Source organism: Anaerotruncus sp. DFI.9.16, from assembly GCF_024461615.1.
Taxonomy (GTDB): domain Bacteria; phylum Bacillota; class Clostridia; order Oscillospirales; family Ruminococcaceae; genus Anaerotruncus; species Anaerotruncus massiliensis.
The window spans coordinates 1-26,538 of the sequence record NZ_JANFZX010000024.1; the positions used below are offsets into that span (position 1 = coordinate 1).

The following is a 26,538-nucleotide window of genomic DNA, read 5'->3' on the forward strand; positions in this document are numbered from 1 at the left end:
TTTCTTGTCCGTACAAGAAATGGGGCCGCCTGCCGGGGCGGGACCCGGCAAACTATACCGCTCACTGAGCGGCAAATCTAAAGCCGCCGTCGGTCGACCACCGACAAACTATACCGCTCACTGAGCGGTGAACCTAAGGTCTGCCGTCGGCCGACTACCGACAGGCCCTCCGCCCCCGGGGCGGAATATCTAAAACGGCCGTCGGTCGACTACCGACAAACTCCGCCGATCACTGAGCGGATAATCTAAACCCGCCGTCGGCCGACCACCGACAAGCTCCGCCGCTCACGAGCGGCAAATGAAAACCCGCCGGTGACGATCACTCGTCATCGGCGGGTTTGCGCTCCGCGGAAGAAAGATCCGGAACCAGAGCACAATCGGGATTCCTCCGCGCGCGGATGGAATAGATCGGCTGGCCGAGATCGGAAAAATACCGCTCGTATTCGGTCATGATGTTGCCCTCCGCGTATTCACTGCGGTGCAGGTCGGTGGTGGAAAAATACCGCTCCATGCAGGCGTCGAATTCAAAGGTGGAAAAGTGGTAGAGCATATAGTTGTCCGTCTTGAACCACACCTCGCCCCCGTCGGCGAGCAGGGCGTTGTAGACGGCGAGACGGCCCCGGTAGGTGAGGCGGCGCTTAAACTGCCGGTGCTTGTGCCAGGGGTCGCAGAAGTTGATGTAGATGCGCCCGACCTCGCCGGGCAGGAAGATATTGGGCAGGCGGTCGGCGTCGCCGAGAATGAAGCGCAGGTTGGGCAGCCGGGCCTCCATGGCGCGCTCGGTGGCGATGACGGCGACGTTCGCCTCCTTTTCCATCGCGACAAAATTGACGTCGGGATGCAATTCGGCAAGCGCGCAGATAAACGCGCCCTTGCCGCAGCCGAGTTCCAGGTGCAGCGGCGCGCCGGGGTTGGGAAACTCCTCGCGGATGCGGCCCTTCTTTTCCTCCGGGCTTTGGATGACGACCGGCGCGCAGGCCGCGAGCCGGGGGGTGAGATTCGGTTTTTTTCTCGGTCTCATGGCATTTCCTCCCTGATGTCCGGATTGGCGGCGAGCACGTCGGAAGCCAGCCGCACCGCGTCCTCGTAGGTGCAGAGCTCGCCCGAACGCTTGCGGAAGGCGGCGGCGCCGCGCATCCCCTTCATATACCAGGCGGCGTGCTTGCGCGCCTCGCGCATCCCCTGGCGTTCCCCCTTGTTTTCGCAGATGAGCCTCAGATGGCGGAGCATGACCTCCATGCGTTCCGCGAGCGGCGGCGCGGGCAAAACACTGCCGTCGTCAAAATAGCGGTCGACCTGCCGGAAAAGCCAGGGACTTCCGAGCGCCCCGCGGCCGATCATGACAAGGTCACATTTCGTATAATCGTACATGTGAAATACGGATTGTATATCAACGCAGTCCCCATTTCCGATCACGGGGATCGAAACGGCGGATTTGACCGCGGCGATGACGTCCAGATCGACGGGCGGGGAATAGAACTGCTGGCGGGTGCGGCCGTGCACGGTGAGCGCGGCCGCGCCGCTCTCCTCCATGATGCGCGCAAATTCCACCGCGTTGACATGCTCGTCGTCCCAGCCCTTGCGGAACTTGACGGTGACCGGCAGGGGAACCGCCTTGACGACCGCCTCGGTGATCCTGCCCGCGAGGGCGGGATTTTTCATGAGCGCGCTGCCGCCCCCGTTGCCCGCGATCTTGGGCGCGGGACAGCCCATGTTGATGTCAATCACGTCGGGACGGTAGTCTAGCGCCTTTTTTGCCGCCTCCGCCAGGATGTCCGGCTCGTCCCCGAAGAGCTGCACCGCGATCGGCCGTTCGGCATCCTGTACGCCGAGCAGCTTGGCGGTTTTCTTATCGGAGTAGTGCATCCCCTTGGCGCTCGCCATTTCGCCGACCATATAGGCCGCGCCGAACTCCTTGCAGATCTGGCGGAAGGCGCTGTCCGCCACGCCCGCCATCGGCGCGAGCGCCGCCGTCCGTTTGATTTCGATGTCCCCGATCTTCATGGGAGCCTCCCCGTGCAAAACTTTTTCAAATTCCACATGATATCTTAACAGAAATTTGACTGTCAGGCAATGTTTTATGCTATAATATCCAGTATGTAAGCGGGAAGGGAAGAGACGCATATGGAGATTCGAACCGCCGTGGAGGCGGATATTCCGCGAATCGTGGAGATTTACAAGCAGCTCTTCGCGCTTTCGGCGCGGATGCAGCCGGAACGCTTTCGCGATACCCCGCAGGACGAGGCGTTTTTGCGGGAGGTCGTCGCGGCCGGGGATCAGGAGCTTTTTGTGGCGGACGACGCGGGGGAGGTCTGCGGGTTCGCGCTGGCGCAGGACCTTGCGACGCCGCCCTACGACTGTGTCATCCCCTATCGCTACGCCTACCTGATGGACCTCTGCGTCGATGAGCGGCACCGAAACGGCGGCGTCGGCGCGCTGCTGATGGAGAGCGTCAAATCGTGGGCGCGCGGCCGCGGGCTCCGGTATGTCGAGCTCTGCGCGCTGGCCCAGAACGAGGGCGCCGTCCGCTTTTACCGCAGGAACGGGTTCGCCGAGGCGCGGCGGATCATGCAGTTCGACCTCTAGCGCGGCTGGGCGGAAAACCGGGCGGCGGAGCCGCCCGCGGGGGGGGGCGCCCCCCCCCCGCGCGCGCTTCGCGCGCGGACGCGCCTGCGGCGCGTCGTTTTCCGCCGCCCTGTTTTGCGGGGCGCACTGTCCGGCGGCGGGGAGACTGCCCCGCCTCGCGTCTCGCGCCCGCGGTGATGGGACGGGGCCGGCCTGATAAAAGTTTTCGGGGTCCGGGGGACTTTTTCAAAAGCCCCCCGGAGAAAGGATTGTTGCTTATGAAGCTGCTTGCGATCGACGGCAACAGCATTTTAAACCGCGCCTACTATGGCATCAAGGCGCTGACGACCAAGAACGGAGAGTTCACCAACGGCATCTATGGGTTCCTGAGCATCCTGCTCAAGGTGCTCGACGAGGTGCAGCCGGAGGCGGTGGCGTGCGCGTTCGATCTGCACGGACCGACCTTCCGGCATGAGATGTACGACGGCTACAAGGCCCAGCGCAAGGGGATGCCCGACGAGCTGGCCTCCCAGATGGAGCCGCTCAAGGAGCTGCTGGACGCGCTCGGCTTCACGATCGTCACCTGCCAGGGCTACGAGGCGGACGATATCCTCGGCACGCTCGCAAAGGCGTGCTCCGACGGCGGGAACGACTGCGTCATCGCGACCGGCGACCGGGACAGCCTCCAGCTTGTGGGGGGGCATGTGTCGGTGCGGCTGGCGACGACCAAGATGGGCCAGCCCGCCTCCACCCTCTACGACCGCGCGGCGGTGATGGAGAAATACGGCGTCGAGCCGCCCCAGCTCATCGACGTGAAGGCGCTGATGGGAGATGCCTCGGACAACATCCCGGGCGTGGCGGGCATCGGCGAAAAGACGGCGCTGGCGCTTATCTCCCAGTTCCACGACCTCGACGCGGTCTACGAGCGCCTCGACGACCCGTCTATCAAGCCGGGCGTGCGCAAAAAGCTCGCGGAGGGCCGCGAGATGGCCTACACCAGCCGCAGGCTGGGGGAGATCTGCTGCGACGCGCCGATCGACGCGGAGCCGGGGCATTACCTCCGGGGGCCGGTCGATCAGAAAAAGGCGGCCGCTCTCTTCGCGCGGCTGGAGATGTTCAAAATGATGGAACGCTGGGGCGTCGACCCGCAGGCCGCCGCCGGGGAGGGCGGCGACGCGCCGCCTGCGGCGGCGCGCGAGCCGTCCAGGCCGCTTACCGTCTCGGCGGGCCCTGCGGATTTTGCCGGGCGCGTGGCCGCGGCGGGCGGGGCGGATGTGATCGCCGGCCTGGACGGCAGCGGCGACATTGTCGCCGTCGCCGCCGTTCTTCCGGATGCGCTGCTGCTCGCGGGCAAGGACGCGGCGGCGGAGCTGCTCCGTTCGGACGCGCCGCTGCGGGTGTGGAGCAGCAAGCCGTTCCACCGAATTGCGTATAAAGAAAACCAATATATACAGAATGTAAAGTTTGACGCCGAGCTGGCAGCCTACCTGCTCAGCCCGACGAGCGCCGTCTACGACCCGCTGCAACTGGCGGCCCAGTACGGCATCGCGCCGCGCGAGCTGGCGGGCGAGGTGCCGGAAGATTTTGCTGCGCTGGCGGGGCAGGCGGCGGTGCTGGACGAGCTGTGCGGCCGGCTGGCGGCGGAGATCGCGGAGAAGGGGCAGGAGAAGCTGCTCTTCGAGACCGAGATGCCGCTCGCACGGGTGCTGGCGGGTATGGAGTGTGAAGGCTTTTCCCTTGACGCCGACGCCCTGCGGGAATACGGCGGTGAGCTCGACGACCGGCTGGAGGAGCTGCACGCGGGCATCGTGGAGTACGCGGGGTACGATTTCAACCTCAATTCGCCCAAGCAGCTGGGGGACGTCCTCTTCGTCAAGCTCGGCCTGCCCGCGAAAAAGAAGACCAAGACGGGCTATTCCACCAACGTGGACGTGCTCGAGGCGCTGCGGCCCCACCACCCGATCATCAACCTGATCCTCGAATACCGCAAGCTCTCCAAGCTCAAGTCCACCTATGTGGACGGGCTCCTCAAGGTGGTCGGGCCCGACGGGCGGGTGCGCTCCACCTTCCAGCAGACCGAGACGCGCACCGGCCGGATCAGCTCGACCGAGCCGAACCTCCAGAACATCCCGGTGCGCACCGAGGAGGGCAGCAAGCTGCGCCGGTTCTTCCGCGCGCGGGAGGGCTGGAAGCTGGTCGACGCCGACTATTCGCAGATCGAGCTGCGGGTGCTGGCCGACCTCGCGGACGATGAAAACATGATCGCCGCCTTCCAGAGCGGCGAGGACATCCACACGACCACCGCCGCGCAGGTGTTCAGCCTGCCGGAGGAGATGGTCACGCCGGTCATGCGCTCGCGCGCCAAGGCGGTCAACTTCGGGATCGTCTACGGCATCGGGGCGTTTTCCCTCTCGCAGGACATCGGCGTCTCGATCGCCGAGGCGGACAGCTACATCAAGAATTACCTGGAGCACTACGCGGGCGTCCGGAAGTATATGGAGGACACCATCAAATTCGCGCGGGAAAACGGCTATGTGAGGACCCTCTTCGGCCGCCGCCGCTATCTGCCCGAGCTGGCCGCGTCCAACAAGGTGACGCAGGCGTTCGGGGAGCGGGTCGCGCGCAACACCCCCATCCAGGGGACGGCCGCCGACATCATCAAGATCGCCATGGTGCGGGTGTTTGAACGCCTGCGCCGGGAGGGGCTGCGCGCCCGTCTCATTTTGCAGGTGCACGACGAGCTGCTCGTCGAGGCGCCCGCGGAGGAGGTCCCGGCCGCGACCGCGATCCTCAAGGAGGAAATGGAACATGCCATTACGCTCAAGGTCCCCCTTGTGGCCGACGCCAACGTCGGGGACAACTGGCTCGAAGCCAAATAGACCGCGCCGCCTCCGGCTGATTTCCCGCCTTGCGGGAACGCCCCAGTACCTCGTCCGCTTTGGGCGGATGACCGGGGCGGACGTGGCGGGGGTGGCCGAAATCGAGGCGGAGTGCTTCTCCCAGCCGTGGAGCGGGCGCACCCTCGCGGGGGAACTGGAAAACCCCTGCGCGGTTTTCTTCGTCGCCCGCAGTGGAAGCCGGGTGGTCGGCTACGCCGGGATGCACCGGGTGCTGGACGAGGGATACATCGCGAACGTGGCGGTCACGGCGGAATTCCGCCGCCGGGGGATCGCCACCGCGCTCATGCGGCGGATGTTCCTCTACGCCCGCCGGGAAAAGCTCGGCTTTCTGACCCTCGAGGTGCGGGAGGGGAACCGCGCGGCCATCGCCTTCTATGAGAAGCTCGGCTTCGGCGCGGTGGGCCGCCGCCGCAATTTTTACGCCAACCCGGCGGAGGACGCCATCCTGATGACGGCGTTTTTGACGCGGGGGGCGCGGGAGGAAACAGCGACATGAAGATTTTAGCGATCGAAAGCTCCTGCGACGAGACGGCCGCCGCCGTGGTGGAGGACGGGCGCAGGGTCCTTTCTTCGGTTATCAACTCGCAGGTGGCGGAGCACCGCGTCTACGGCGGCGTGGTGCCGGAGATCGCCTCCCGCCGCCACTGCGAGAACATCGTGCCGGTGGTGCAGGGCGCGCTCGACGAGGCGGGCGTCCCGCTCGCGGGGATCGACGCCGTGGCGGTGACCGCCGCGCCGGGGCTGATCGGCGCGCTGCTCGTGGGGGTCAACTACGCCAAGGGGCTCGCCCTCGCGGCGGGAAAGCCCCTCGTGCCCGTCCACCACATCCGCGGACACATCGCCGCCAACTATCTGGCCCATCCCGAGCTGGAGCCGCCCTTCCTCTGCCTCGTGGTGTCGGGCGGGCACACCCACATCGTCGAGGTGCGCTCCTACACCGACTTCCGCGTCGTCGGCCGCACGCGGGACGACGCGGCGGGGGAGGCGTTCGACAAGTCCGCCCGCGCGATGGGGTTCCCCTACCCGGGCGGCGTCTACATCGACGAGGCCGCCGGGCGCGGCGACCCGGGCAAATATAAGCTCCCCAAGCCCCGCGTCGAGGGCGCGCCCTACGACTTCAGCTTTTCGGGGCTCAAGACGGCGGTCATCAACCTGCTGCACAACGCCGGGCAGAAGGGGGAGGAGGTCGACGCCGATTCGCTGGCCGCGAGCTTCCAGAGGACGGTCTGCGAGGTGCTGACCAGCCACCTCGAGGCCGCGGCGAAGGAGCTTGGATACCGCGTCGTCGCGGCGGCGGGCGGGGTTTCCGCCAACAGCGGCCTGCGCGCCGCGCTCGGGGAGATGTGCCGGAAAAACGGCTTTACGCTTTACGTGCCGCCCCTCTCCCTCTGCGGGGACAACGCCGCGATGATCGGCGCGCAGGGTTACTATGAATTCCTTGCAAACCCGCCCGCGGCGCTCTCCCTCAACGCCGCCCCATCCATGGATATCGCGGCGGCATTTTCGGCGCGGGACTGACAAAATGCAGGAGGGAACTTTGCCCTCCTGCAAAACTTTGACGAAAAATTAACACAAATTCCAGAAAACCCATTGCAATTTCAAAAGGTTCGGTCTATAATGATAAACGTGGGAGATTTCGATTTTCTAGGGAAACTCCACAGAAAACCGACCAAATTCCCCCGCATTCCGGCATGGTTTTTATAAATTATTCCAAATACACCGAGAGGAGAACAATCATGACAAACAACAAGAATGTCCTCAACTGGATTGAGGAGATGAAGGCGCTTGTAAAACCCGACAAGGTTGTTTGGATCGACGGCAGCGAGGCCCAGCTCAAAGAGCTGCGCGACCAGGCTCTCGCGACCGGCGAGATGGAGGCTCTCAACCCCGAGAAGCTCCCGGGCTGCCTGCTCCATCGCACCGCCATCAACGACGTCGCGCGCGTCGAGGGCAGGACCTTTATCTGCTCCCGCAGGAAGGAGGACGCCGGCCCGACCAACAACTGGGAGGACCCGCAGGTCATGTACGCCAAGCTGCGCACCCTCTTCGACGGTGCGATGCAGGGCCGCACCATGTATATCCTCCCCTACTGCATGGGCCCGATCGGCTCCCCCTTCTCCAAGGTGGGCGTTGAGCTGACCGACTCGATCTACGTCGTGCTCAACATGGACATCATGACCCGCATGGGCCAGCAGGCGTTTGACCAGCTCGGCGACACCTCCAACGACTTCGTCCGCGGCCTGCACTCCAAGGCCAAGATGGAGGAGGAGAACCGCTACATCGTCCAGTTCCCCGAGGACAACACCATCTGGTCGGTCAACTCGGGCTACGGCGGCAACGTTCTGCTCGGCAAGAAGTGCTTCGCCCTGCGCATCGCCTCCTACCAGGCGAAGAACGAGGGCTGGATGGCCGAGCACATGCTCATCCTCGGCCTGGAGAACCCCAAGGGTGAGATCAAATACGTCTGCGCGGCGTTCCCCTCCGCGTGCGGCAAGACCAACCTGGCCATGCTCATCCCGCCGAAGAAATTCCAGGATGCCGGCTACAAGGTCTGGACGGTCGGCGACGACATCGCCTGGCTGCGCGTCGGCCCGGACGGGCGCCTCTGGGCGATCAACCCGGAGAACGGCTTCTTCGGCGTCGCCCCCGGCACCAACATGAAGTCCAACCCCAACGCGCTGATCTCCACCCAGAAGAACACGATTTTCACCAACGTGGTCCACAACCTCGACGACAACACCGTCTGGTGGGAGGGCCTCGACAAGAACCCGCCCAAGAACGCGCTCAACTGGAAGGGCGAGAAGTGGGATTGCACCGACGGCTCCAAGGGCGCGCATCCCAACTCCCGGTTCACCGCTCCGGCGGTCAACTGCCCCTGCATCTCCTCCGAGTTCAATAACCCCAACGGCGTGCCCATCTCCGCGATCATCTTCGGCGGCCGCCGCGCCAAGACCGCTCCGCTGGTCTACCAGGCGAGGGATTGGAAGCACGGCGTCTTCGTCGGCTCCACCATGGCCTCCGAGACGACTGCCGCCGCCGCCGGCGCCGTGGGCGTCGTCCGCCGCGACCCGATGGCGATGCTGCCCTTCTGCGGCTACAACATGGGCGACTACTGGGCGCACTGGCTCGAAATGGGCGAGAAGCTCGGCGACAAGGCCCCCAAGATCTTCAACGTCAACTGGTTCCGCACCGACGACGAAGGCCACTTCATCTGGCCGGGCTTCGGCGACAACATGCGCGTGCTGAACTGGATCATCGACCGCTGCGAGGGCAGGGCCGAGGCGGTGGAGACCCCGATCGGCTACGAGCCGAAGCCGGAGGATATCGACGTGGAGGGTCTCGGCGACGTCACCACCGACACCGTCAAGGACCTGCTGACCGTCGACAAGGCCCTCTGGAAAGAGGAGGTCAAGGGCATCAAGGAGTTCTATGCGAAGTTTGGCGACAAGCTGCCGAAGGAACTCGAAAGCCAGCTCGCGACCCTCGAAGCCAACCTCGACAAGTAAGGTGCCGCTATGATGAAAGAACTGCGGCTCTTCAACCCCTGGCGCGGGATCGCGGCCACGGCCCTCGTGGGCGCGGCCGCGGCGATCGCCGTGACGTTCGGCGTCATGGCGGCGCTCATTCTCCGCGACAAAAGATAGCTCTTTCAACGATGTCAAAAGGCCCCGGACGCAAAGCGTCCGGGGCCTTTTCGCGTCCCTCCGCGGGGGACGACGCAAAGAGCGCCGGGCGCATTCGCGCCCGGCGCTCTTCAGATGCTTCTGGAAGTCAGGCGCCCACGGGGATGCGGGTGAACTGGGAGCCCGGATGCAGCGAGGTATAGGTCTCCACGAACTGGTTGACCGCCGCGAGGATGGCCTTCTGGGCCTCCTGGCTCGCCTTGACCGACTTGTCGTAGCTGGCCTTGGAGGGGGAGCGGGTCATCGCGGTGAAGCTGTCGTAGTAGGCGGCGGTCTTTTCCGCGGCCGCGGCGAAGAGCTTGTGGGCCTCCTGGTACTCGGCGGGGGCGGCGGCCGAAGCCAGCTCGGAGAGCAGGTCGCGGCTCGCGGCGATCTCGTCGCCGATTTTGCCGAAGGTGCGCTTGTCGCGGTAGTCGTAGCCCTTGAGCGCGCCGCCGAGGGCGGCGCTCAGCTCGGTGGCCATGTTCACATAGCCGAGCTCGTATTCTGCGGCGGTCAGCGCGACGGTAGGCGCCGCGGCGGTCGGGACCTGCTCCTCGGGGATGACCGGGGTCTCGTCCTCCACCTCCACGGCGGCGGGCGCCGCCTCCTCGATGGGCTTGAGCAGGCGCTCGGCGAAGACCGGGCAGGAGAGGGAAAGCAGCATTGCAAACGCGATTACCGCGCTAATCCATTTTTTCACAGTCAGCACTCCTTTTGTCACAATTTTCCACACTTATTGTACCATTTGTGACCAGAATGTCAATGAACTGTGAAGAAATTTATAGGGAACCGGCGGAAATTTGAAGACCGCTCAGCGGGCGAGCAGCTCGGAGATTTCGCGGGGGAGACGGCGCTTGACCAGCTCCAGCCAGGATTTCTCGAGGTTTTTGGCGGTGACGACCGCCGGTACGGTGACGATGTGGGGCAGGGGCTGCTTGCCGAGCAGGCTGCACGCGCAGGCCAGCGCGGCGGCGCGCCCGGTCTCATAGGAGCGGGGGCAGCTGACCGCGGTGATGTTTTTTTCGGCCGCGAGCAGCTTGGCCACGCCGTAGTCGAGCCCCGCGGCGACGACCGCGACGTCCGGGCGCGAAAGCTCGCGCAGCGCGGCGGCCGCGTCGGCGGCGAGCCGTTCGTCGCTCGCGTAGAGGCCGTCGATTTCGGGGTGGGCTTCCAGCAGGCCGCGGATGAGGGGGGCGTTCCCGCAGGGGCTGTAGAAGTCCCGCCGCGCCACCGTCTCGAGCTGGGGGAACTCCTCGGCGATGATGCCGGTGGCGGAGAGGTCGCGCTGTCGGGTGCAGAAGGACTGCGCGCTGCCGTAGAGGAAGCCGATGCAGCTCCCGCCCCGGCGGAGCACCTCGGCGGCGAGGAGCTTGCCCGCGGCGCGCCCGTTTTCCGACTCATTGGCCGCGACACAGGTGTCATAGGAGAAGGGCGGCATCGAGGCGGGCACGTCCCCCGCGAAGACCAGCCGGATGCCGCTCCTGCAGAGCTTGCGGTAGCGGTCGAGCTCCCGCCCCTCCAGCACGGGCAGGCAGACGATCGCGTCGGGGTGCATGGCGGCGAGGCTGTCCAGCTGGATCTTCTGGAGCTGCGCGTCCTGCTGGGCGTTGACGGTGCCGAGCACCCCGATGCCGAGCGCGGCGAAGCCGTCCCGCATCCCCTGCGCGAGCAGACGGGAGGAGAGGGAGCGCTCGTCGTTGATCGAGATGCAGACCGAATAGCCGCGGTGCTGCACCTCCTCGATCTCCGCGTCGGTGAGCTCCAGCAGCTCGGCCCGCCCGGCCTGCGCGCCCGACGGGCCGCGCGCCAGCGTGCGGGTCGATTCCCCGAGGATGAAGTCGGCGGAGATCAGCCGGTGCCGCCGCTCGTTCCCGCCGAGGATGAGCTCGCGGATGCCGGCCACCAGCTCGCGCACCTTCATGTCCACCCGCGTGATGTTGGGGAAAAAGACCTTTGCGATGTACATGTCTCCGATTGTGATGAGGGAGAGGTCCTGCGGGAACTGCAGGTCGTTGAGGCGGATGTAGTCCATGATGTGCATGGTGGCGCCCGTCTCGGCGGTGATGACCGCGGTGATTCCCGGATGCGCCTGGAAGCAGGCGCCCAGCTGGCGGACGAGCTCGTCCCGGCTGTAGGTGTCGTCGATCGTCCAGAAGTGGCCGTCGTCGAAGGCGAGCCCGTACTGGCGGCAGGTCTCATGCGCGGCGGAGAGGACCGACTGGTTGATGAAGGAGCTGCTCTGGCAGGCGAGGAAGGCGATGTCGGCGTGCCCCCGATTGAGCAGGTGGCGGAGGGCGAGCCCCACGGCGTGGGGATAGTCAAAGTTGATGTAGTAGCAGTTGTCCCGCTCGGTGGGGATGTGGTTGATGAAGATCGTCTGCACCGGCGGCGGGGCGCCGCCGTCGTCCCGGATCTCGACCGAGTAGTGCACGATGGCGGTGTCGAGGTGGTAGAGGCGGACATACTCGAGGAAATCCTTCCACGCCAGGCGCTGCTCGGTGACGATCGCGACGATCCGCACCCGCTTGTCGAGCAGCTCGGCGGCCAGGCAGTCGGCGAGGTCGGAGGCGTAGCTGCCCCGGATGCTGCTTAAAAAGATGCCGGCCACGCGCATCCCGCAGAGCTTCTGCCGGTGGGAGACCCGCAGCGGGGTGTAGCCGAGCTCTCCGACGGCGCGCATCACCCGGTCGGCAAGCTCGGGGCGCACATAGCGGGTCTTGTTGATCACGTGGGAAACGGTGGTGGCGGACACGCCGCTCCGCCGCGCCACGTCCTGGATCGTTATCATCTGCATCCCCCCCTTTCCATGATAAACCGGCGGCGGGGCCCCGTCAATTTGAAAGGGGGCCGCGGTAAAAAATCGGAGCTTTCCAGTAGAGGGCAGGGGGGCGCTTTGTTCACAATGACCATCCGGCGGGTAAGAAATGGAACAAATGAAGTTAAATGCGCAAATAAAGATGTTTCGTTGTGATTCTACGAATCAGTCTATGGCCTAAAACGCCGGATTTCGGCCGCCAGGCGGAAAAGCGGCCGAATAAAAAGTACAATTTCCGATTTCGAATTGTGGTTTTTTCATACTTGTCAGGGGCGGATTGGGGGTATGGAAAATTAAATGCGCAAATAAAATGGGGATTTGAACGAAAAACCCATAAAATTCATGGAATATATTGGGAGTATTATACAAGCGCGATTTGACAGGCAAAATTCCTGCTGATACGATGGGTTCAAATGCGGGGGATCGGCAAAAAAAGAGACAGATTTGGCGATTCACCACAGAACGAATAAGGAGGGTTCCTATGAAACTGGAACGGGAAGGCATCCAAATCATCCCCGAATCGGAACAGAAAACCGGACTATGGGACATGGCGTTCGTCTGGTTCTGCGCCAATGTGGCGGTTCCGCGCCTGCTGATGGGCGGCTCGATGGCGGGGCTCGGCTTCGCGCGCGCGGCCGCCATGCTGCTGTGGGGCAACGTGCTCGTCATCCTTCCGCTGCTCGCGCTCGGCGTCATCGGCTACAAGGTGCGCATCCCGACCATGGCGGCCGCCCGCATGACCTTCGGCATCAAGGGCTCCTACGTCCCCGCCATCGCCAACGCGGTTCAGTTGATCGGCTGGGGCGCGTCTGTCACCGTCGTCTGCGGCAGCTCGATCGACGCGGTGGTCTCCGCCATGACCGGCTACAGCAACATCACGCTCTGGATCATCCTGACCGGCATCGTGCAGCTGCTCATCACCGCCTACGGCTTTCGTTCGATCACCTGGCTCCAGCGGGTGTCGGTGCCGCTGCTGGCGCTGCTGTCGATCTACGCGGCCTACCTCATGATCAAAAACTACGGCTGGAGCAACCTCACCGCCTTCCGCCCCGAGAGCCCGATGCCCATCATGCTCGGCATCGACGTGCTCGCGGCCAACGCGTTCGCATGGGGGCCGATGGTGTGCGACTACACCCGCTACGCGAAAAACAAGTCCTCCTCCAGCGTGGGCACGCTGATCGGGTCCCTCGCGGGCGCGGCGGGCTTCATGTTCGTCGGCATGATCTCCTCGATCGTGACCGGCGACCCCAACCCCTCCTCGATGCTCGTGTCGCTCGGCCTGGGCGTCCCCGCCCTGCTCATCATCATCCTTTCGAGCGTCACCACCAACGTCATGAACCTCTATTCCTCCGCGATCTCCTTCGTCAACGTCTTCCCCAAGATCGAGCCGTGGAAGATCATTGTGGGCGGCGGCGTCGCGATCACCGGCGTGGCAGTCATCCCCAACCTGATCGGCCACTTCATCCAGTTCCTTACGATCGTCGGCTCGATCTTCGTGCCGCTGATCGCCATCCTGCTCGTCGACTACTTCCTGCTCAAAAAGCAGCAGGTCGACGCGGAACAGCTGCTGGTGGACAACGCCTCCTCCAGCTACTGGTATAAAAACGGCTTCAACATCCGCGCGATTGTGATCTGGCTTGTCGGCGTGGCGATCTTCAACATCCTGCCCCACGTCGCCCCGACCATCGGCGCCACGGTCCCGACCTTCCTGCTGATCGCCGTCGTCTACTATGTGGTCGAAAAGCTTTCGCCGCGCAAGGCGTAAGGAGGAGAGAAGATGCGGGAAGAACTGTTCGTCAAAAACGCCCGTCTGCGCGGCAGGGACGCGCTGCATGGCATCCACATCCGCGAGGGGAAATTTTACCGCGTCGCGCCCGCCGCCGTGCTGGCCGCGCCCGAGGACGCGCGGGTGATCGACGCGGGCGGAAGGCTCGTGATTCCGCCCCTCTGCGACCCCCACCAGCACCTCGACGCCACGCTGAGCGTCGGAAATCCCCGCTACAATATGAGCGGGACCCTGCTGGAGGGCATCCAGATCTGGGGGGAGCGCAAGCAGACGCTCACCAAGGAGATCATCAAGGAAAACGCGATCAAGGCGATCAAATGGGAGGTTGCCAACGGCGTGCTGCGCATGCGCACCCACGCCGACGCGACCGACCGCAGCCTGCTCACCGTGGAGGCGCTCGCCGAGGTGCGCGAGGAAATGAAGGACCTCGTGGACCTGCAGATCGTCGCCTTCCCGCAGGACTGCGTCTTCACCTTCGAGGGCGGGACCGACCTGATGGACCGCGCGATGCGGATGGGCTGCGACGTGGTCGGTGGGTTGCCCTACATCGAGTTCTCGCGGGAGGACGGGGTCGCGGACGTCAAGTTCGCCTTCGACCTCGCGGAGAAGTACGGGGCGCTCGTGGACATCCACTGCGACGAGAACACCGACGACCAGTCGCGGTTCGTCGAGGTGGTGGCGCGCGAGGCGATCGTGCGCGGCATGGAAGGCCGCGCGACCGCCAGCCACACGACCGCTATGCACAACTACAACAACGACTACGCCTTCAAGCTGATGGGAGTTTTGCAGCGGGCGAACCTCAACATCATCACCAACCCCTATCCCAACTCGGTGCTCCAGAACCGGACCGACGGCTATCCCCGCAGGAGAGGCTGCACGCGGGTGGACGAGCTGCTCGCGGCGGGGGTCAACGTCTGCATCGGGCACGACGACCTGATGGACCCCTGGTACCCGATGGGCAAGGGCTCGATGCTCGGCGCGGCCAACCTGTTGATGCACACCGCGCAGCTCAGCGGCTACGACCAGATCGGCCGGCTGCTGGATATGATCACCGTCAATTCCGCCCGCACGATGTGCCTGGAGGATTACGGCATCGAGGAGGGCAACTCCGCCGACTTCGTGGTGCTCGACGCGGACACCCCCTTCGACGCGGTCCGCCTCACCTGCGAATGCCTCTATGTGGTCCGCCGCGGAAAGATCGTCTGCGAGACGGCGCCCGCGCGCCGCGAGCTCCGGTTCGGCGGGCGGACCGAAACCATCGATTTCAAGCTCTGACCGCCGGATACGGCGGAGAACCATAACATCTGGAAAGAAGGGTCCGTATGTCACTGCAAAGGGAGGATTCCCGGAGTAAAAAGATCATCTTCGTATCGAGCTGCCTGCTCAACACCAACAACAAGGTGCGCGACCTCGCGCGGTACGGCGGGTTCAGCCTCGACGTGGTCAAGATCCTGCACAAATACGACCTCGGCATGCAGCAGATGGACTGCCCCGAGACGCTCTACCTCGGCATCCAGCGCTGGCAGCACACCAAGAACCTCTACGACAACGTCGGCTTCCGCCGCTTCTGCCGGCAGATCGCGGTGCGCAACGTCGACTACATGGAGAGCTACGTGCAGATGGGCTACCAGACGGTGGCGGTGCTCTCCTGCAACGGCTCCCCGACCTGCGGCGTCACGCTGACCAGCCACAATGACGACTGGGGCGGCCCGCCCAAGGACCTCGACTACGGCGACGCGCTCGTCGAGGGCACCGGCGTCTTCATCGAGGAACTGCAGAAGGAGATCATGGAGCGGGGCATCCTGATGCCGCCCTTCTACGGCCTCAACCTCGACGAACCCGCGAAGCCCTTTGAAAAAATACTTTCCGAGTTCGAGCAGTTCATCGCCGACCTCATGGAAGCCTGAACCGGCGAACCGATCCTCAACGAAAGAAGCGCCCGGCGCATACGCGCCGGGCGCTTCTTTCGTTGAGGAATCAGAGGGCCGGCCCCCGCTCCGCGCGGATGCGCGCGACCGCCTCCGCGACCGCTTCAGGCCCGGCGGACGCGTCCGCGACGGCGTTTGCGGCGGCGAGATAGGCGGGGCGGCGGGCGTCGAAGAGGGCCCGCAGCTCCTCCGGGGAGCTGCGCCGCACGATCGGCCGGTCGCTGCCGCGGATGCGCTCCAGGCAGGCGTCGAACGGCGCGTCGAGAAAGACGACGAGGTCGCGCGGGGAGAGGGCTTCCCGGTTGCGCGGGTAGGTCAGCGCGCCGCCTCCCGTCGAGACGACGCAGTCCGCGCGGCCCGCGAGGGCCCTGACCGCCTCGTGCTCGAGGTCGCGGAAACGCGCCTCGCCGTATTCGGCGAAGATGGCGGGGATCGCCATGCCCGCCTCCGCCTCGATCTCGGCGTCGAGGTCGGCGTACTCCATCCCGAGCCGCCGGGCGAGCAGGGTGCCCACGGTCGTCTTGCCGCAGCCCATGAAGCCGCAGAGGATGATGTTGTTCATGGCGTTTGCTCCTTCAGCAGCAGGTACGCGGCCATCTCCTCGACGATCCTTCCCACGGCGCGGTCGGAAAACCGGGTGCCATGCCAGACCTCGTGGGCGATCGCCGCCTGCCAGACAAGCATATCCATGCCGCCGACCGCCTTGACGCCGCGTTCGCGCGCATGGCGCAGGAGCAGCGTCTCGGAGGGGTTGTAGACGCAGTCGAAGACGGTGTCCACCCCGTCGAGGAGGTCGGGCGGCACCGGGCAGGCGTCCGTGTTCGGGTACATGCCCACGGGGGTGCCGTTGATGAGCAGCGAAAAGCGGCCGTCGATGGCGTCGATGCCGCGCACCGAAAGCTCCGCCCCAAGCTTTTCCCGCGCCTCGCGCGCAAGCTCGGACGCCCTTTCGCGCCCGCTCTCCCGCACGGCCACGGTCACCCGCGCGCCCTGCCGCGTGCATTCGAGGGCGAACATCCGCCCCACCCCGCCCGCGCCGAGCACGCAGATGTCGCCCGCGATGGCGACGCCGTGCGCGCCCAGGGCGCGCAGAAAGCCGCCACAGTCGGTGTTGTCACCGACCAGGCGGCCGTCCGCATTATGCACGGCGTTGACCGCGCCAAAGAGGCGCGCGGCATCGCCGAGGGAGTCGAGCAGGGGGATGACGGCGCGCTTGTGGGGGATCGTCACGTTGAAGGCGGCGAGTTCCCGCAGGGTATCCGCCCGGGACGCGAGCTCCTCGGGAGGAATATCGAGAAGCGCGTAGTCCGCGTCGAGGCCCTCCAGCGCGAAGAGGCGCCGGTGGATCTCGGGGGAGAGCGAATGTCCGAGCGGGTGTCCGATCAAAGCATACCGTTTCATAGGGCCCGGGCTCCTTATATCAATTGTCGGGAATTACAGGGTTTCGCGCAGCTTTTCGACCGCGCTGGGCTTCTCGATGTTGCAGGCGCTGACCTGCTTGAAGCCGCGTTTGATAAGGGAGGTGAGCACCTTGTTGGGGCCGAGCTCGATGAACATGTCGACGCCGTCGGCCACCATGTCGGAGACCTCCTCGTGGAAGTGCACGGGGGAGACGAGGTGCTGGATGAGGTACTGGCGCAGGTCGGCGTCCGGATGGATCTGCCGGCCGGTGATGTTGGAATAGAAGGGGATCGCCAGCGGGTGGAAGGCGACGTCCGCGATCGCCTCGGAGAACTCTTGCGCGGCGGAGGCCATCAGCTTGGAGTGGAAGGCGCTGGACACCGCCAGCTTCTTGGCCTTGTAGCCCATCTCGGCAAGCGCGTTGGCGGCGGCCTCGGCGGCGGCGTTTTCACCCGCGATGACCGTCTGGGTGGCGTTGTTGTAGTTGACGGGCAGGACGTAGCCGGGGGTCTCCTTGCAGACGCGGGCGATCGTCCGCTCGTCGCTGCCGAGGATCGCGTACATGCTGCCGGGGTTCTTGTCGGCGGCGCGCTGCATCGCGATTCCGCGCGCGGCGATCATCCGGAAGCCGTCCTCGAGCGAGAAGGCGCCCGCCGCGGTCAGCGCGGCGTATTCGCCCAGCGAGTGGCCCGCCACGGCGGAGGGCTCGCACATCTGGGAGACGACCGAATAGGCGGCCATCGAAACGGCAAAAATAGCGGGTTGGGAAATCTTCGTCTGCGCGAGGGTTTCGGCGTCGCCTTCGAAGGTGACCTTCGCCAGGTCGAACCCGAGCACGTCGCTGCCGCACTCATAGACGTTGCGGACCGACTCAAAGCTGTCGTACAGCTCCTTGCCCATGCCCGGGTACTGGGAGCCCTGGCCGCTGAATACAAAAGCTAACTTCGACATCAATAACCCCTCATTCCTATAAAAGTTGACCGTGTCCGGGCAAAAAAAGAAAATATTCACAAATTAATAGTTGACAAATTGGCCCGGTTGACGGTATGATAACAATCGAAATATAACAACTGTTACATTTTTGCCCATTATAGCACAAAGAAATTCATGATGCAATAGGCAAAATGTAAAAACGATAATGAGGAGACGCCATGACAGGAATCAGATTTTGCGGTACGGGCAGCTATCTGCCGCCCCTGACGGTCGACAACGGCGAGTACGCCAAGATCGTGGACACCTCGGACGAATGGATCCGTCCGCGCACGGGCATCGTCACCCGCCACATCGCCAACGGCGAGACCACCTGGCGGATGGGCGCGCGGGCGGCCAGGGCCGCGATCGACGACGCGGGCATCGACCCCGCGGAGATCGGGCTGGTGCTGGTCACGACGGTCACCGCCGATTTCGCGACCCCCTCGATGAGCTGCTGCATCCAACAGGAGATCGGCGCGAAAAACGCGATGTGCATCGACGTCAACTGCGCCTGCGCGGCGTTCGTCTACGCGGTGGACATGGCGCGGCGCTATCTCGCCACCGGCGACGGCGTCGACACGGTGCTCGTCGTGAGCACGGAGATGCTCTCCCGCCTCACCAACTACGCCGACCGCAGCACCTGCGTGCTCTTCGGCGACGGCGCGGGCGCCTGCGTGATCAGGGCGGAGGAAAACGCCATGTACGGCGCGATGGTCGGCGCGGACGGCTCCGGCTACGGGCTGATGTTCTGCAAGAACCCGCCGCCCGCCTCCCCCTGGACCACCAACCCGCCCGAGCCGGATGAGGTCTACACCCGTCCCGAGCTGCCCGGGCAGATGGTCATGGGCGGGCGCGAGATCTACAAGTTCGCGACCAAAATGATGCCGCAGGCGATCAACACCGCCTGCGCGCGGGCGGGGATCACCTCCGGAGAGCTCGACTGGATCGTGCCGCACCAGGCCAACGTGCGCATCGTCCAGACGGCGATGAAAAACCTCGGCCTGCCGATGGAAAAGGCGTTCATGACGATCGACCACACGGGCAACACCTCGTCCGCCTCGGCAGCCATCGCGCTTGATGAGCTGAACCGGAGCGGCAGGCTCCGCCGCGGCGACAAGGTCGGCATCGCGGGCTTCGGCGCGGGGCTCACCTACGGCGGGGCGGTCTTCACCTGGTAAAAAATCTGCAAAATCCTGCTGGACGCGCGCGTGAGGCGCGATTATCATAGAGATGAAGCGGCGGACGCCATGGGCGGCGCCGGAGGGGCGCGGCCCCACAGTCTTACGTGGAGGAGAAAACCAATGCTGAAAACAAGAATTACCGAACTGCTCGGCATCCGCTATCCCGTCTTCCAGGGCGGCATGGCGTGGGTGGCCGACGCAAAGCTGGCGGCGGCGGTATCCAACGCCGGCGGCCTCGGGCTCATCGGCGCGGCGGCCGCGCCCGGCGAGGTGGTCGAGGCGATGATCCGGGAAGCGAAGTCCCTCACCGACAGGCCCTTCGGCGTGAACGTCATGCTCATGAGCCCCTTCGCGGACGATGTGGCGCGCATCTGCGCCGAACAGAAGGTCGCGGTCGTCACGACGGGCGCGGGCAACCCCGGCAAGTACATGGAGGCGTGGAAGGCCGCGGGCATCAAGGTGATCCCGGTGGTCGCCTCGGCGGGGATGGCCAGGCGGATGGAGCGCGCGGGCGCCGACGCGGTCGTGGCGGAGGGCACCGAATCGGGCGGCCACATCGGCGAGCTGACCACCATGTGCCTCGTGCCGCAGGTCGTGGACGCGGTGAGCGTGCCGGTCGTCGCGGCGGGCGGCATCGCGGACGGGCGCGGCGTGGCCGCGGCCATCGCGCTCGGCGCGCAGGGGGTGCAGTGCGGCACCATCTTCGTCTGCGCCGACGAGAGCCCGGCCTGCGCCAAGTATAAGGAGCTCGTCGCCGGGGCCAAGGACACCGACACGATCGTCACCGGACGGGAGGGCGGCGCGCCCATCCGGTCGCTCAAGACCAAGTTTACACGGAAGCTCGCCAAGCTCGAGCACGAGGAGGTCAGCCGGGAGGAATTCGAACGGATGGCGGCCGGCAGCCTGCGCAAGGCGGTGCAGGACGGCAACCTCGAGGAGGGCACCTTTATGGCGGGGCAGATTTCGGGGCTCGTGAAGGGCGCCGCGCCCGCCAGGGAGATCGTGGAAAACCTGATGGCACAGGGGGAGCATCTCCTCCGCAACTTGCTTACGGAAAGGGGTATCACCATTGAATAAGACGGCGGTAATCACCGGCGGCGGCACCGGCATCGGCCGGGCGATCTCGCTGAAACTGGCGGAGGACGGCTTCAATATTGCGGTCAACTGCCTCGAAAGCCTGCTGCCGCAGGCGCAGGCGGTCGCGGAGGAATGCCGCGCAAGGGGCGTCGAGGCGGAGTGCTTCGTCGCGGACGTGTCCAAATTCGACGCGTGCGCGGAGATGGTGAAGGCCGTGCAGGAGCGGTTCGGCTCGGTCGACGTGCTCGTCAACAACGCGGGCATCACCCGCGACGGCCTGATCGCCCGCATGAGCGAGGACCAGTACGACAGCGTCGTGAACGTCAACCAGAAGGGCGTTTTCAATATGATCCGGCACGTCACGCCGGTGATGATGAAGCAGCGTTCGGGCCGCATCGTCAGCATGGCGTCGGTGTCGGGACTCTACGGCAACGCGGGGCAGCTCAACTATTCCGCCTCCAAGGCGGCGATCGTGGGCATGACCAAGACGGCGGCCAAGGAGCTCGGCGGGCGCGGCATCACCGTGAACGCGGTGGCCCCCGGCTTTATCCAGACCGACATGACCGCCAAGCTCTCCGACAAGGCAAAGGAGGCGATCCTCGGCGGCGTGGCGCTCAAGAGGATGGGCCAGCCGGAGGACGTGGCGAACGCGGTGGCGTTTCTGGCAAGCGACGCGGCCGGTTACATCACCGGGCAGGTGCTCGTCGTCGACGGCGGCATGGGCCAGTGACATTTTGAAAAACAGGAGTATTTAGATATGAAACGAGTCGTAATCACCTCGACGGGGGTCGTTTCCCCCGTCGGCATGAACACAGCCGATTTCTGGCGGAACGTGGTGCAGGGCCGCCACGGCTTCAGGCCGATCACCTCCTTCGACACCTCCCGCATCAAGGTCAAATGCGCGGCCGAGATCGACGGCTGGGATCCCGTCGCGCAGGGGCTCAACAAGAAGGAGGCCCGCCGCATGGACCGCTACACCCAGTTTGCGATGGCCGCCGCGAAGCAGGTCGTCGAGGGCGCGGGGGACCTGAGCGGCATCGACCCCTTCCGCGCCGGCGTCATCGTGGGCAGCGGTATCGGCGGGTTCCAGACCACGCTGGCCGAGCACCAGAAGTTCCTTGAAAAGGGCCCCGACCGCGTGAGCGTCTTCATGGTGCCGATGATGATCTCCAACATGGCCGCGGGCCAGATCGCGATCGAATACGGCTTCAAGGGGGACAACTTCGCGGTGGTCACCGCCTGCGCGACCGGCTCCCATTCGATCGGCGAGGCGTTCCGCAAGATCAAGTACGGTTATCTCGACCTGGCGATCGCGGGCGGCGCGGAGGCGCCGATCACCGAGGTCGCGGTCGCGGGATTTTCCAACATGAACACCCTGACCGAGTCGGAGGACTGCGACCGGCTGTCGATCCCCTTCGACAAGGAGCGCAGCGGCTTCGTGATGGGCGAGGGCGCGGGGCTCGTGCTGCTTGAGGAGCTCGAGCACGCCCGCCGCCGCGGCGCGAACATCATCGCCGAGGTCGTGGGCTACGGCGCGACCGACGACGCCCACCACATCACCGGGCCCTCCCCCGACGGCGAGGGCGCGGCGCACGCGATGATGAACGCGATGGCGGACGGCGGCGTTTCCCCCGAGCAGGTCGGCTATATCAACGCCCACGGCACCTCCACCCAGCTCAACGAGAAGTGCGAGACGCTCGCGATCAAGGCGGCGTTCGGCGAACACGCCTACAAGCTGGGGGTCAGCTCGACCAAGTCGGTGACCGGGCACATGCTCGGCGCGGCGGGCGGCGTCGAGACGATCGCCACGGCGCTCGCCCTGCGGGACGGCGTCATGCCGCCGACGATCGGCTACAGGGTCCCCGACGAGGACTGCGACCTCGACTATGTGACCGAGGGCGCGCGCAGGGCGGACATCCGGTACGCGCTGTCCAATTCGCTGGGCTTCGGCGGGCACAACGCGAGCCTGCTCTTCAAAAAATACGAGGGGTGATCGAATGGCGCTCTATAATAAGGAACAGATCATGGAGATCATCCCCCACCGCGATCCCTTCCTGCTCATCGACGAGGTCGAGGAGCTGGAGGTCGGCAAGCGGGTGGTGGCCACAAAGTTTATCAGCCCCGATTCCTTCTGGTTTCAGGGGCACTTCCCCGGACATCCCGTCACGCCGGGCGTGCTGATCATCGAGATGCTTGCGCAGGCGGGCGCGGTGTGCGCGCTGTCGATGCCGGAGAACCAGGGCAAGATCGCCTTCTTCGCGGGCATCGACAAGGCGAAGTTCCGCCGGCAGGTGCTCCCGGGCGACACGCTCCGCCTCGAGGTGGAGATGCTGCGGGTGCGCGGTAACTTCGGCATGGGCAAGGGGACCGCGACGGTCGGCGGCGAGCGCGCCGCGAGCGCCGAGATCACCTTCGCGCTCATGAAATAGACGCCTGTGCGCGGGCGGGAAACAGCCGCCGCGGGGGCTTTTCCAAAGTTTGTGTGGCCTGGCCAAATGCAAATTGGAAAACCCGACAAAATATGTGCAAATACCTATTGCCAAACCGTGGCAAAACGGGTATGATAGTTGTCGTTAGCAAGGCGGGTCCGCCCACGGCGGCCCCTTCCGTCAGATCATACGAGGTACCGATAGAACGAATTATAGGAGGAAACAATCATGGTATTTGAAAAAGTCAGAGAGCTTCTCGTGGACCAGCTGGACGTCGAGGAAGACGTTGTCACAATGGAGGCCAACATCCAGAGCGACCTGGGCGCCGACTCGCTGGACATCGTCGACCTGGTCATGTCCCTCGAGGAGGAGTTCGACTGCGAGATCCCCGACGAGGAGATCGAGAACATCAAGACCGTCGGCGACATCGTCAAATATATCGAAGACCACGCCAACTGACGCGTTTCGGAATCCCCGCCGGGACGGCGGGGATTTTATTTTTTCACATTATTAGGAAAGGATGAACCCGGATGAACGAGAACAGCTACGGCGGCTTCCAGGACGGCGCCGACCTCGACGCGGTCCGCCAGCAGGTGCAGACCCCCCTCTACCGGCATGTGGCCAAAACCTACGGCTGGATGTTTTTGGGACTCCTGCTCACCTTCGTCACCTCCTTTTTGCTCTACGCGACCCGGATGGTGCTGCTTTTCTTTATCACCCCCTGGCTGCCCTTCGCGCTGCTGATCGGCAAGCTCGCGCTCGTCTTCTACCTCACCTCCCGCATCCGGAAGTATTCGGTGACCACCGCGCGGGTGATCTTCCTCTGCTATTCGGTGCTCACCGGCATCGCGCTCTCGCCGCTCCTGCTCCTCTACGACGCGGGCAGCGCGATCTTCGTCTTCGGCGTCGTGTCCGTCTTCTTCGGCGTGATGGCCGCGGCGGGCCTCATCACCAAGCGCGACGTCTCCGGCTTCGCGCCGCTTATCCTCTTCGGCCTGCTCGCGCTGCTGCTCATGGGGGTCGTCAACCTCTTCCTCGGGCTCGAGGGCTTCGAGACGGCGATCTGCTTTATCGGCGTCGCGATCTTCCTCGGCGTCACCACCTACGACTCCAAGAAGGTCAAGGACTACTACCACGCCTTCGAGGGCGACGCGGAGATGCTGGAAAAGGTTTCGATCTATTCGGCGCTCAACCTCTATCTCGACTTCATCAACCTTTTCCTCTATCTGCTGCGCCTGCTCGGCAAGCGCAAGTGACCGGAGCGCGGAAGGCCGCCGTCCTGCGGACGGCGGCCTGTTTTGCGGTTCCCGGGGAAGCCGGGGCGGGAAACCGGCGGGCGGGGAAGGCCGGGCCTTGCAATTCGCGCGAAAATTCGTTATGATACAAGGGTAATGCCGCGGCGGCCCCGGGCCGCCGATCATATTTTGGGGCGCCCCGCGGGACGCCGAAGGAGAACATGCTTTATGGCGGACAAGAAAAAGATGGTGGAAGCGATCACCTCGATGGAGGAGGACTTCGCGAAATGGTACACCGACATCGTTAAAAAGGCCGACCTGGCGGACTATTCGTCGGTGCGCGGCTGCACGGTCGTGCGCCCCTACGGCTGCGCGATCTGGGAGAACATCCAGCGCGACCTCGACGGCCGCTTCAAGGCGACGGGGCATGAAAACGTCATGATGCCGATGTTCATCCCCGAGGGCCTGCTCCAGAAGGAGAAGGACCATGTCGAGGGCTTCGCGCCCGAGGTGGCGTGGGTGACCCACGGCGGCGAGGAGAAGCTCACCGAGCGCCTCTGCGTGCGCCCGACCTCCGAGACCCTCTTCTGCGAGCACTACGCGAACATCATCCACTCCTACCGCGACCTGCCCAAGCTCTACAACCAGTGGTGCTCGGTCGTGCGGTGGGAGAAGACCACCCGCCCCTTCCTGCGCACCTGCGAGTTCTGGTGGCAGGAGGGCCACACGATGCACGAGACGGCCGAGGAGGCGATGGCGGAAACCGAGCGGATGCTGAACGTCTACGCCGACTTCTGCGAGGAGAGCCTCGCGATCCCCGTCACCAAGGGCCGCAAGACCAAAAAGGAGCAGTTCGCGGGCGCGGAAGCCACCTATACGATCGAGGCGATGATGCACGACGGCAAGGCGCTCCAGTCGGGCACCTCCCACTATTTCGGCGACGGGTTCGCCCGCGCGTTCGACATCACCTTCCAGGGCCGCGACAACAAGCCCCAGTACCCGCACCAGACCTCGTGGGGGATGTCGACCCGCATCATCGGCGCGATCATCATGACCCACGGCGACAATGACGGGCTGGTGCTGCCGCCCGCCATCGCGCCGGTCCAGGTGATCGTCGTGCCGGTCGCCCAGCACAAGGAGGGCGTCCTCGAAAAGGCGGGGGAGATCACCGAAAAGCTGAAATTCTTCTGCCGCGCGAAGATGGACGACAGCGACAACTCGGCGGGCTGGAAGTTCGCGGAGTACGAGATGAAGGGCGTGCCGCTCCGGCTGGAGATCGGCCCGCGCGACATCGAGCAGAACCAGTGCGTGCTCGTGCGGCGCGACAACCGCGAGAAAACGGTCGTCTCCCTCGACGAACTGGAGGCGAAGGTGCCCGAGCTGCTGCGCGCGGTGCACGACGGCCTCTACCAGAAGGCGCTTGCCAACCGCGAGGCGCGCACCTGGACCGCCCGGACCTTCGACGAGCTCAAGGCGCTGGCGGCGGAAAAGAGCGGCTTCTTCAAGACGATGTGGTGCGGCGACGAGGCGTGCGAGCTGCGCGTCAAGGAGGAGGCGGGGCTCACCTCCCGCTGCATGCCCTTCGAGCAGGAGCGGATCGGCGACGTCTGCCCGATCTGCGGCAGGCCCGCCACAACCTCGATCATCTGGGGCCGGGCGTACTGATCCCAATCCGAATTTCCCGGCGCGCGCCGGAATAAACAGCAAACGGGGGTAAGAACATGGAAATGACCTATCAGAACACGCTGCTCAAGGTGACGGCGATTTTGCTGATCGTCTTCGCGGTGCTCGGGCTGGTGTCCGCGGGCATGATCTCGATGGACGTCCAGAAGGAGCTGGGCGGCAGCTCGAGCGGTTTTACGAGCATGATCATGGAGATCGCGATGGAGGACCCCTCCTTCGCGGCGCAGGCGGGCATCGACGACCCGGAGCAGTTCTATGAGCTCATGCAGGACGAGGAGTTCCAGTCGGTGATGGGCGGCGTCTTCGCCGTGATCAGCGCGGTCATGATCCTCTTCGCGGCGATCGCCGCCATCCCGCGCGCCATCGCGGGCATCATGGGGCTGAGTCGCAGCTCCCGTCCGGAGAAGAGCGGCTTCTTCATGGCGTGGGGAATCGTGCTGCTCATCCTCGGCGTGATCGGCATGCTCTTCTCGGGCGGCGTCTTCTCGCTGAACGGGCTGGTGAGCCTCGTGGGCGGCGTCGTCCTGCCGATCCTCTACCTCGTCGGGTCGAGCCAGCAGAAGAAGGCCTACCTCGCGAGCCTTTCGGCCGCGCAGGGAGCCGGCATCAATTACGCCGCGATGCCCGCGAGCAGCCCCAAGGCCCCGCCCGCCGCGCCGGAGGCGCCGCAGCAGCCGGAAAACAAGGGCCCGGAGTTTTAAAGCTTCCCTCAAAAGAGGGGCGGCGGAGCCGCCCCTCTTTTTTCGCCCCGGGGCGCCCGCATAAGCCGCCGGGGGATCGGGAAAACTTCCCTGGAGAGGGTATTTTAACGGCAGCCTAACCGCAAAAATTTTTTGGAGCTTTTTACGAATTTTTCTCTAAAAATACTTGCATTGTGACGGGGGTTGTGGTATTATAATCG

25 protein-coding genes are annotated in these 26,538 nt (G+C 64.7%); 18 read left to right on the plus strand and 7 right to left on the minus strand.

The window, feature by feature from the left end:
• Window positions 1-319: 319 nt before the first annotated feature.
• Both trmB and dusB read right to left on the minus strand, forming a co-directional pair.
• Complete coding sequence (gene trmB, locus NE609_RS10295; protein WP_121587217.1) at window positions 320-1,021, minus strand: tRNA (guanosine(46)-N7)-methyltransferase TrmB; 702 nt, start codon at window positions 1,019-1,021, stop codon at window positions 320-322.
• Window positions 1,018-2,004, minus strand: coding sequence for a tRNA dihydrouridine synthase DusB (dusB, locus tag NE609_RS10300; protein ID WP_256152450.1), 987 nt, complete (start codon window positions 2,002-2,004; stop codon window positions 1,018-1,020). Before dusB ends, trmB begins: the two co-directional genes overlap by 4 nt.
• Before the next feature lie 120 nt (window positions 2,005-2,124).
• On the opposite strand from dusB, the gene NE609_RS10305 reads away from it, so the two are divergent.
• The 6 genes from NE609_RS10305 to NE609_RS10330 all read left to right on the plus strand — a co-directional run bounded on the left by NE609_RS10305 (window position 2,125) and on the right by NE609_RS10330 (window position 9,109).
• Window positions 2,125-2,586 (plus strand): GNAT family N-acetyltransferase, encoded by a 462-nt coding sequence (locus tag NE609_RS10305; RefSeq protein ID WP_256152451.1) that lies wholly within the window; start codon window positions 2,125-2,127, stop codon window positions 2,584-2,586.
• Between the two features lie 257 nt (window positions 2,587-2,843).
• Entirely contained in the window at window positions 2,844-5,444 is a 2,601-nt protein-coding gene (gene polA / locus NE609_RS10310; protein ID WP_256152452.1) for a DNA polymerase I, read from the plus strand.
• Window positions 5,445-5,511: 67 nt separating this feature from the next.
• Complete coding sequence (gene rimI / locus NE609_RS10315) at window positions 5,512-5,961, plus strand: ribosomal protein S18-alanine N-acetyltransferase (protein ID WP_101548231.1); 450 nt, start codon at window positions 5,512-5,514, stop codon at window positions 5,959-5,961.
• Window positions 5,958-6,983 carry a tRNA (adenosine(37)-N6)-threonylcarbamoyltransferase complex transferase subunit TsaD gene (gene tsaD, locus NE609_RS10320; protein ID WP_256152453.1) on the plus strand — a complete coding sequence of 342 codons (1,026 nt, stop codon included), beginning with the start codon at window positions 5,958-5,960 and terminating at the stop codon, window positions 6,981-6,983. Before rimI ends, tsaD begins: the two co-directional genes overlap by 4 nt.
• A 218-nt stretch (window positions 6,984-7,201) precedes the next feature.
• Window positions 7,202-8,971 carry a phosphoenolpyruvate carboxykinase (GTP) gene (locus NE609_RS10325; RefSeq protein ID WP_101548235.1) on the plus strand — a complete coding sequence of 590 codons (1,770 nt, stop codon included), beginning with the start codon at window positions 7,202-7,204 and terminating at the stop codon, window positions 8,969-8,971.
• A gap of 12 nt (window positions 8,972-8,983) precedes the next feature.
• Window positions 8,984-9,109 (plus strand): hypothetical protein, encoded by a 126-nt coding sequence (locus NE609_RS10330; RefSeq protein WP_256152454.1) that lies wholly within the window; start codon window positions 8,984-8,986, stop codon window positions 9,107-9,109.
• Window positions 9,110-9,236: 127 nt separating this feature from the next.
• Here NE609_RS10330 and NE609_RS10335 read toward each other — a convergent pair whose 3' ends face one another.
• Both NE609_RS10335 and NE609_RS10340 read right to left on the minus strand, forming a co-directional pair.
• On the minus strand, window positions 9,237-9,830 hold the full coding sequence (locus NE609_RS10335; RefSeq protein ID WP_256152455.1) for a hypothetical protein: 594 nt from the start codon (window positions 9,828-9,830) through the stop codon (window positions 9,237-9,239).
• 111 nt (window positions 9,831-9,941) lie between these two features.
• Window positions 9,942-11,918 carry a LacI family DNA-binding transcriptional regulator gene (locus tag NE609_RS10340; protein WP_256152456.1) on the minus strand — a complete coding sequence of 659 codons (1,977 nt, stop codon included), beginning with the start codon at window positions 11,916-11,918 and terminating at the stop codon, window positions 9,942-9,944.
• A 508-nt stretch (window positions 11,919-12,426) separates the two neighbouring features.
• Here NE609_RS10340 and NE609_RS10345 point away from each other — a divergent pair.
• From NE609_RS10345 to NE609_RS10355, 3 genes are read left to right on the plus strand one after another with little or no spacing between them, the layout of a single operon-like run.
• Window positions 12,427-13,710, plus strand: coding sequence for a cytosine permease (locus tag NE609_RS10345; protein ID WP_256152457.1), 1,284 nt, complete (start codon window positions 12,427-12,429; stop codon window positions 13,708-13,710).
• A 12-nt stretch (window positions 13,711-13,722) separates the two neighbouring features.
• Window positions 13,723-15,006, plus strand: coding sequence for a cytosine deaminase (gene codA / locus NE609_RS10350; protein WP_256152458.1), 1,284 nt, complete (start codon window positions 13,723-13,725; stop codon window positions 15,004-15,006).
• Window positions 15,007-15,053: 47 nt separating this feature from the next.
• The gene (locus NE609_RS10355; RefSeq protein WP_101548246.1) at window positions 15,054-15,638 is read left to right on the plus strand and encodes a CD3072 family TudS-related putative desulfidase; all 585 of its coding nucleotides are present in this window, start codon (window positions 15,054-15,056) and stop codon (window positions 15,636-15,638) included.
• Window positions 15,639-15,708: 70 nt separating this feature from the next.
• Here NE609_RS10355 and NE609_RS10360 read toward each other — a convergent pair whose 3' ends face one another.
• From NE609_RS10360 to fabD, 3 genes are read right to left on the minus strand one after another with little or no spacing between them, the layout of a single operon-like run.
• On the minus strand, window positions 15,709-16,221 hold the full coding sequence (locus tag NE609_RS10360; RefSeq protein WP_101548248.1) for a shikimate kinase: 513 nt from the start codon (window positions 16,219-16,221) through the stop codon (window positions 15,709-15,711).
• Complete coding sequence (aroE, locus tag NE609_RS10365; protein ID WP_256152459.1) at window positions 16,218-17,060, minus strand: shikimate dehydrogenase; 843 nt, start codon at window positions 17,058-17,060, stop codon at window positions 16,218-16,220. The genes NE609_RS10360 and aroE overlap by 4 nt, the downstream gene beginning before the upstream one ends.
• Before the next feature lie 33 nt (window positions 17,061-17,093).
• A complete protein-coding gene (fabD, locus tag NE609_RS10370) occupies window positions 17,094-18,011 on the minus strand; it encodes an ACP S-malonyltransferase (RefSeq protein ID WP_101548252.1) in 918 nt (305 codons plus the stop codon).
• A gap of 200 nt (window positions 18,012-18,211) precedes the next feature.
• Between fabD and NE609_RS10375 the strand changes: the two genes are divergently transcribed.
• The 9 genes from NE609_RS10375 to NE609_RS10415 all read left to right on the plus strand — a co-directional run bounded on the left by NE609_RS10375 (window position 18,212) and on the right by NE609_RS10415 (window position 26,338).
• Window positions 18,212-19,210 carry a 3-oxoacyl-ACP synthase III family protein gene (locus NE609_RS10375; protein ID WP_101548254.1) on the plus strand — a complete coding sequence of 333 codons (999 nt, stop codon included), beginning with the start codon at window positions 18,212-18,214 and terminating at the stop codon, window positions 19,208-19,210.
• 126 nt (window positions 19,211-19,336) lie between these two features.
• Window positions 19,337-20,290 carry a nitronate monooxygenase gene (locus NE609_RS10380; RefSeq protein WP_256152463.1) on the plus strand — a complete coding sequence of 318 codons (954 nt, stop codon included), beginning with the start codon at window positions 19,337-19,339 and terminating at the stop codon, window positions 20,288-20,290.
• Complete coding sequence (gene fabG / locus NE609_RS10385) at window positions 20,283-21,020, plus strand: 3-oxoacyl-[acyl-carrier-protein] reductase (protein WP_121587229.1); 738 nt, start codon at window positions 20,283-20,285, stop codon at window positions 21,018-21,020. Before NE609_RS10380 ends, fabG begins: the two co-directional genes overlap by 8 nt.
• Before the next feature lie 27 nt (window positions 21,021-21,047).
• Window positions 21,048-22,283 carry a beta-ketoacyl-ACP synthase II gene (fabF, locus tag NE609_RS10390; protein WP_256152460.1) on the plus strand — a complete coding sequence of 412 codons (1,236 nt, stop codon included), beginning with the start codon at window positions 21,048-21,050 and terminating at the stop codon, window positions 22,281-22,283.
• Between the two features lie 4 nt (window positions 22,284-22,287).
• On the plus strand, window positions 22,288-22,719 hold the full coding sequence (gene fabZ / locus NE609_RS10395; RefSeq protein ID WP_101548265.1) for a 3-hydroxyacyl-ACP dehydratase FabZ: 432 nt from the start codon (window positions 22,288-22,290) through the stop codon (window positions 22,717-22,719).
• Between the two features lie 228 nt (window positions 22,720-22,947).
• Window positions 22,948-23,178: an acyl carrier protein gene (locus tag NE609_RS10400; protein ID WP_101548267.1), complete on the plus strand. Its 231-nt coding sequence runs from the start codon at window positions 22,948-22,950 to the stop codon at window positions 23,176-23,178.
• Between the two features lie 71 nt (window positions 23,179-23,249).
• Window positions 23,250-23,975 (plus strand): Bax inhibitor-1/YccA family protein, encoded by a 726-nt coding sequence (locus NE609_RS10405; RefSeq protein WP_121587232.1) that lies wholly within the window; start codon window positions 23,250-23,252, stop codon window positions 23,973-23,975.
• Between the two features lie 207 nt (window positions 23,976-24,182).
• Entirely contained in the window at window positions 24,183-25,619 is a 1,437-nt protein-coding gene (proS, locus tag NE609_RS10410) for a proline--tRNA ligase (RefSeq protein ID WP_256152461.1), read from the plus strand.
• A 56-nt stretch (window positions 25,620-25,675) separates the two neighbouring features.
• Window positions 25,676-26,338: a hypothetical protein gene (locus tag NE609_RS10415; protein WP_256152462.1), complete on the plus strand. Its 663-nt coding sequence runs from the start codon at window positions 25,676-25,678 to the stop codon at window positions 26,336-26,338.
• Window positions 26,339-26,538 lie beyond the last annotated feature (200 nt).

Coding starts and splice junctions, on each gene's coding strand:
- polA (WP_256152452.1), top strand. CDS start 2,844: ATGAAGCTGCTTGCGATCGACGGCAACAGCATTTTAAACCGCGCCTAC.
- codA (WP_256152458.1), top strand. CDS start 13,723: ATGCGGGAAGAACTGTTCGTCAAAAACGCCCGTCTGCGCGGCAGGGAC.
- fabD (WP_101548252.1), bottom strand. CDS start 18,011: ATGTCGAAGTTAGCTTTTGTATTCAGCGGCCAGGGCTCCCAGTACCCG.
- NE609_RS10375 (WP_101548254.1), top strand. CDS start 18,212: ATGACAGGAATCAGATTTTGCGGTACGGGCAGCTATCTGCCGCCCCTG.
- proS (WP_256152461.1), top strand. CDS start 24,183: ATGGCGGACAAGAAAAAGATGGTGGAAGCGATCACCTCGATGGAGGAG.
- aroE (WP_256152459.1), bottom strand. CDS start 17,060: ATGAAACGGTATGCTTTGATCGGACACCCGCTCGGACATTCGCTCTCC.
- dusB (WP_256152450.1), bottom strand. CDS start 2,004: ATGAAGATCGGGGACATCGAAATCAAACGGACGGCGGCGCTCGCGCCG.
- NE609_RS10305 (WP_256152451.1), top strand. CDS start 2,125: ATGGAGATTCGAACCGCCGTGGAGGCGGATATTCCGCGAATCGTGGAG.
- trmB (WP_121587217.1), bottom strand. CDS start 1,021: ATGAGACCGAGAAAAAAACCGAATCTCACCCCCCGGCTCGCGGCCTGC.
- NE609_RS10415 (WP_256152462.1), top strand. CDS start 25,676: ATGGAAATGACCTATCAGAACACGCTGCTCAAGGTGACGGCGATTTTG.
- fabF (WP_256152460.1), top strand. CDS start 21,048: ATGAAACGAGTCGTAATCACCTCGACGGGGGTCGTTTCCCCCGTCGGC.
- NE609_RS10340 (WP_256152456.1), bottom strand. CDS start 11,918: ATGATAACGATCCAGGACGTGGCGCGGCGGAGCGGCGTGTCCGCCACC.
- fabZ (WP_101548265.1), top strand. CDS start 22,288: ATGGCGCTCTATAATAAGGAACAGATCATGGAGATCATCCCCCACCGC.
- NE609_RS10325 (WP_101548235.1), top strand. CDS start 7,202: ATGACAAACAACAAGAATGTCCTCAACTGGATTGAGGAGATGAAGGCG.
- NE609_RS10360 (WP_101548248.1), bottom strand. CDS start 16,221: ATGAACAACATCATCCTCTGCGGCTTCATGGGCTGCGGCAAGACGACC.
- NE609_RS10400 (WP_101548267.1), top strand. CDS start 22,948: ATGGTATTTGAAAAAGTCAGAGAGCTTCTCGTGGACCAGCTGGACGTC.
- NE609_RS10330 (WP_256152454.1), top strand. CDS start 8,984: ATGAAAGAACTGCGGCTCTTCAACCCCTGGCGCGGGATCGCGGCCACG.
- NE609_RS10405 (WP_121587232.1), top strand. CDS start 23,250: ATGAACGAGAACAGCTACGGCGGCTTCCAGGACGGCGCCGACCTCGAC.
- rimI (WP_101548231.1), top strand. CDS start 5,512: ATGACCGGGGCGGACGTGGCGGGGGTGGCCGAAATCGAGGCGGAGTGC.
- NE609_RS10355 (WP_101548246.1), top strand. CDS start 15,054: ATGTCACTGCAAAGGGAGGATTCCCGGAGTAAAAAGATCATCTTCGTA.
- tsaD (WP_256152453.1), top strand. CDS start 5,958: ATGAAGATTTTAGCGATCGAAAGCTCCTGCGACGAGACGGCCGCCGCC.
- NE609_RS10345 (WP_256152457.1), top strand. CDS start 12,427: ATGAAACTGGAACGGGAAGGCATCCAAATCATCCCCGAATCGGAACAG.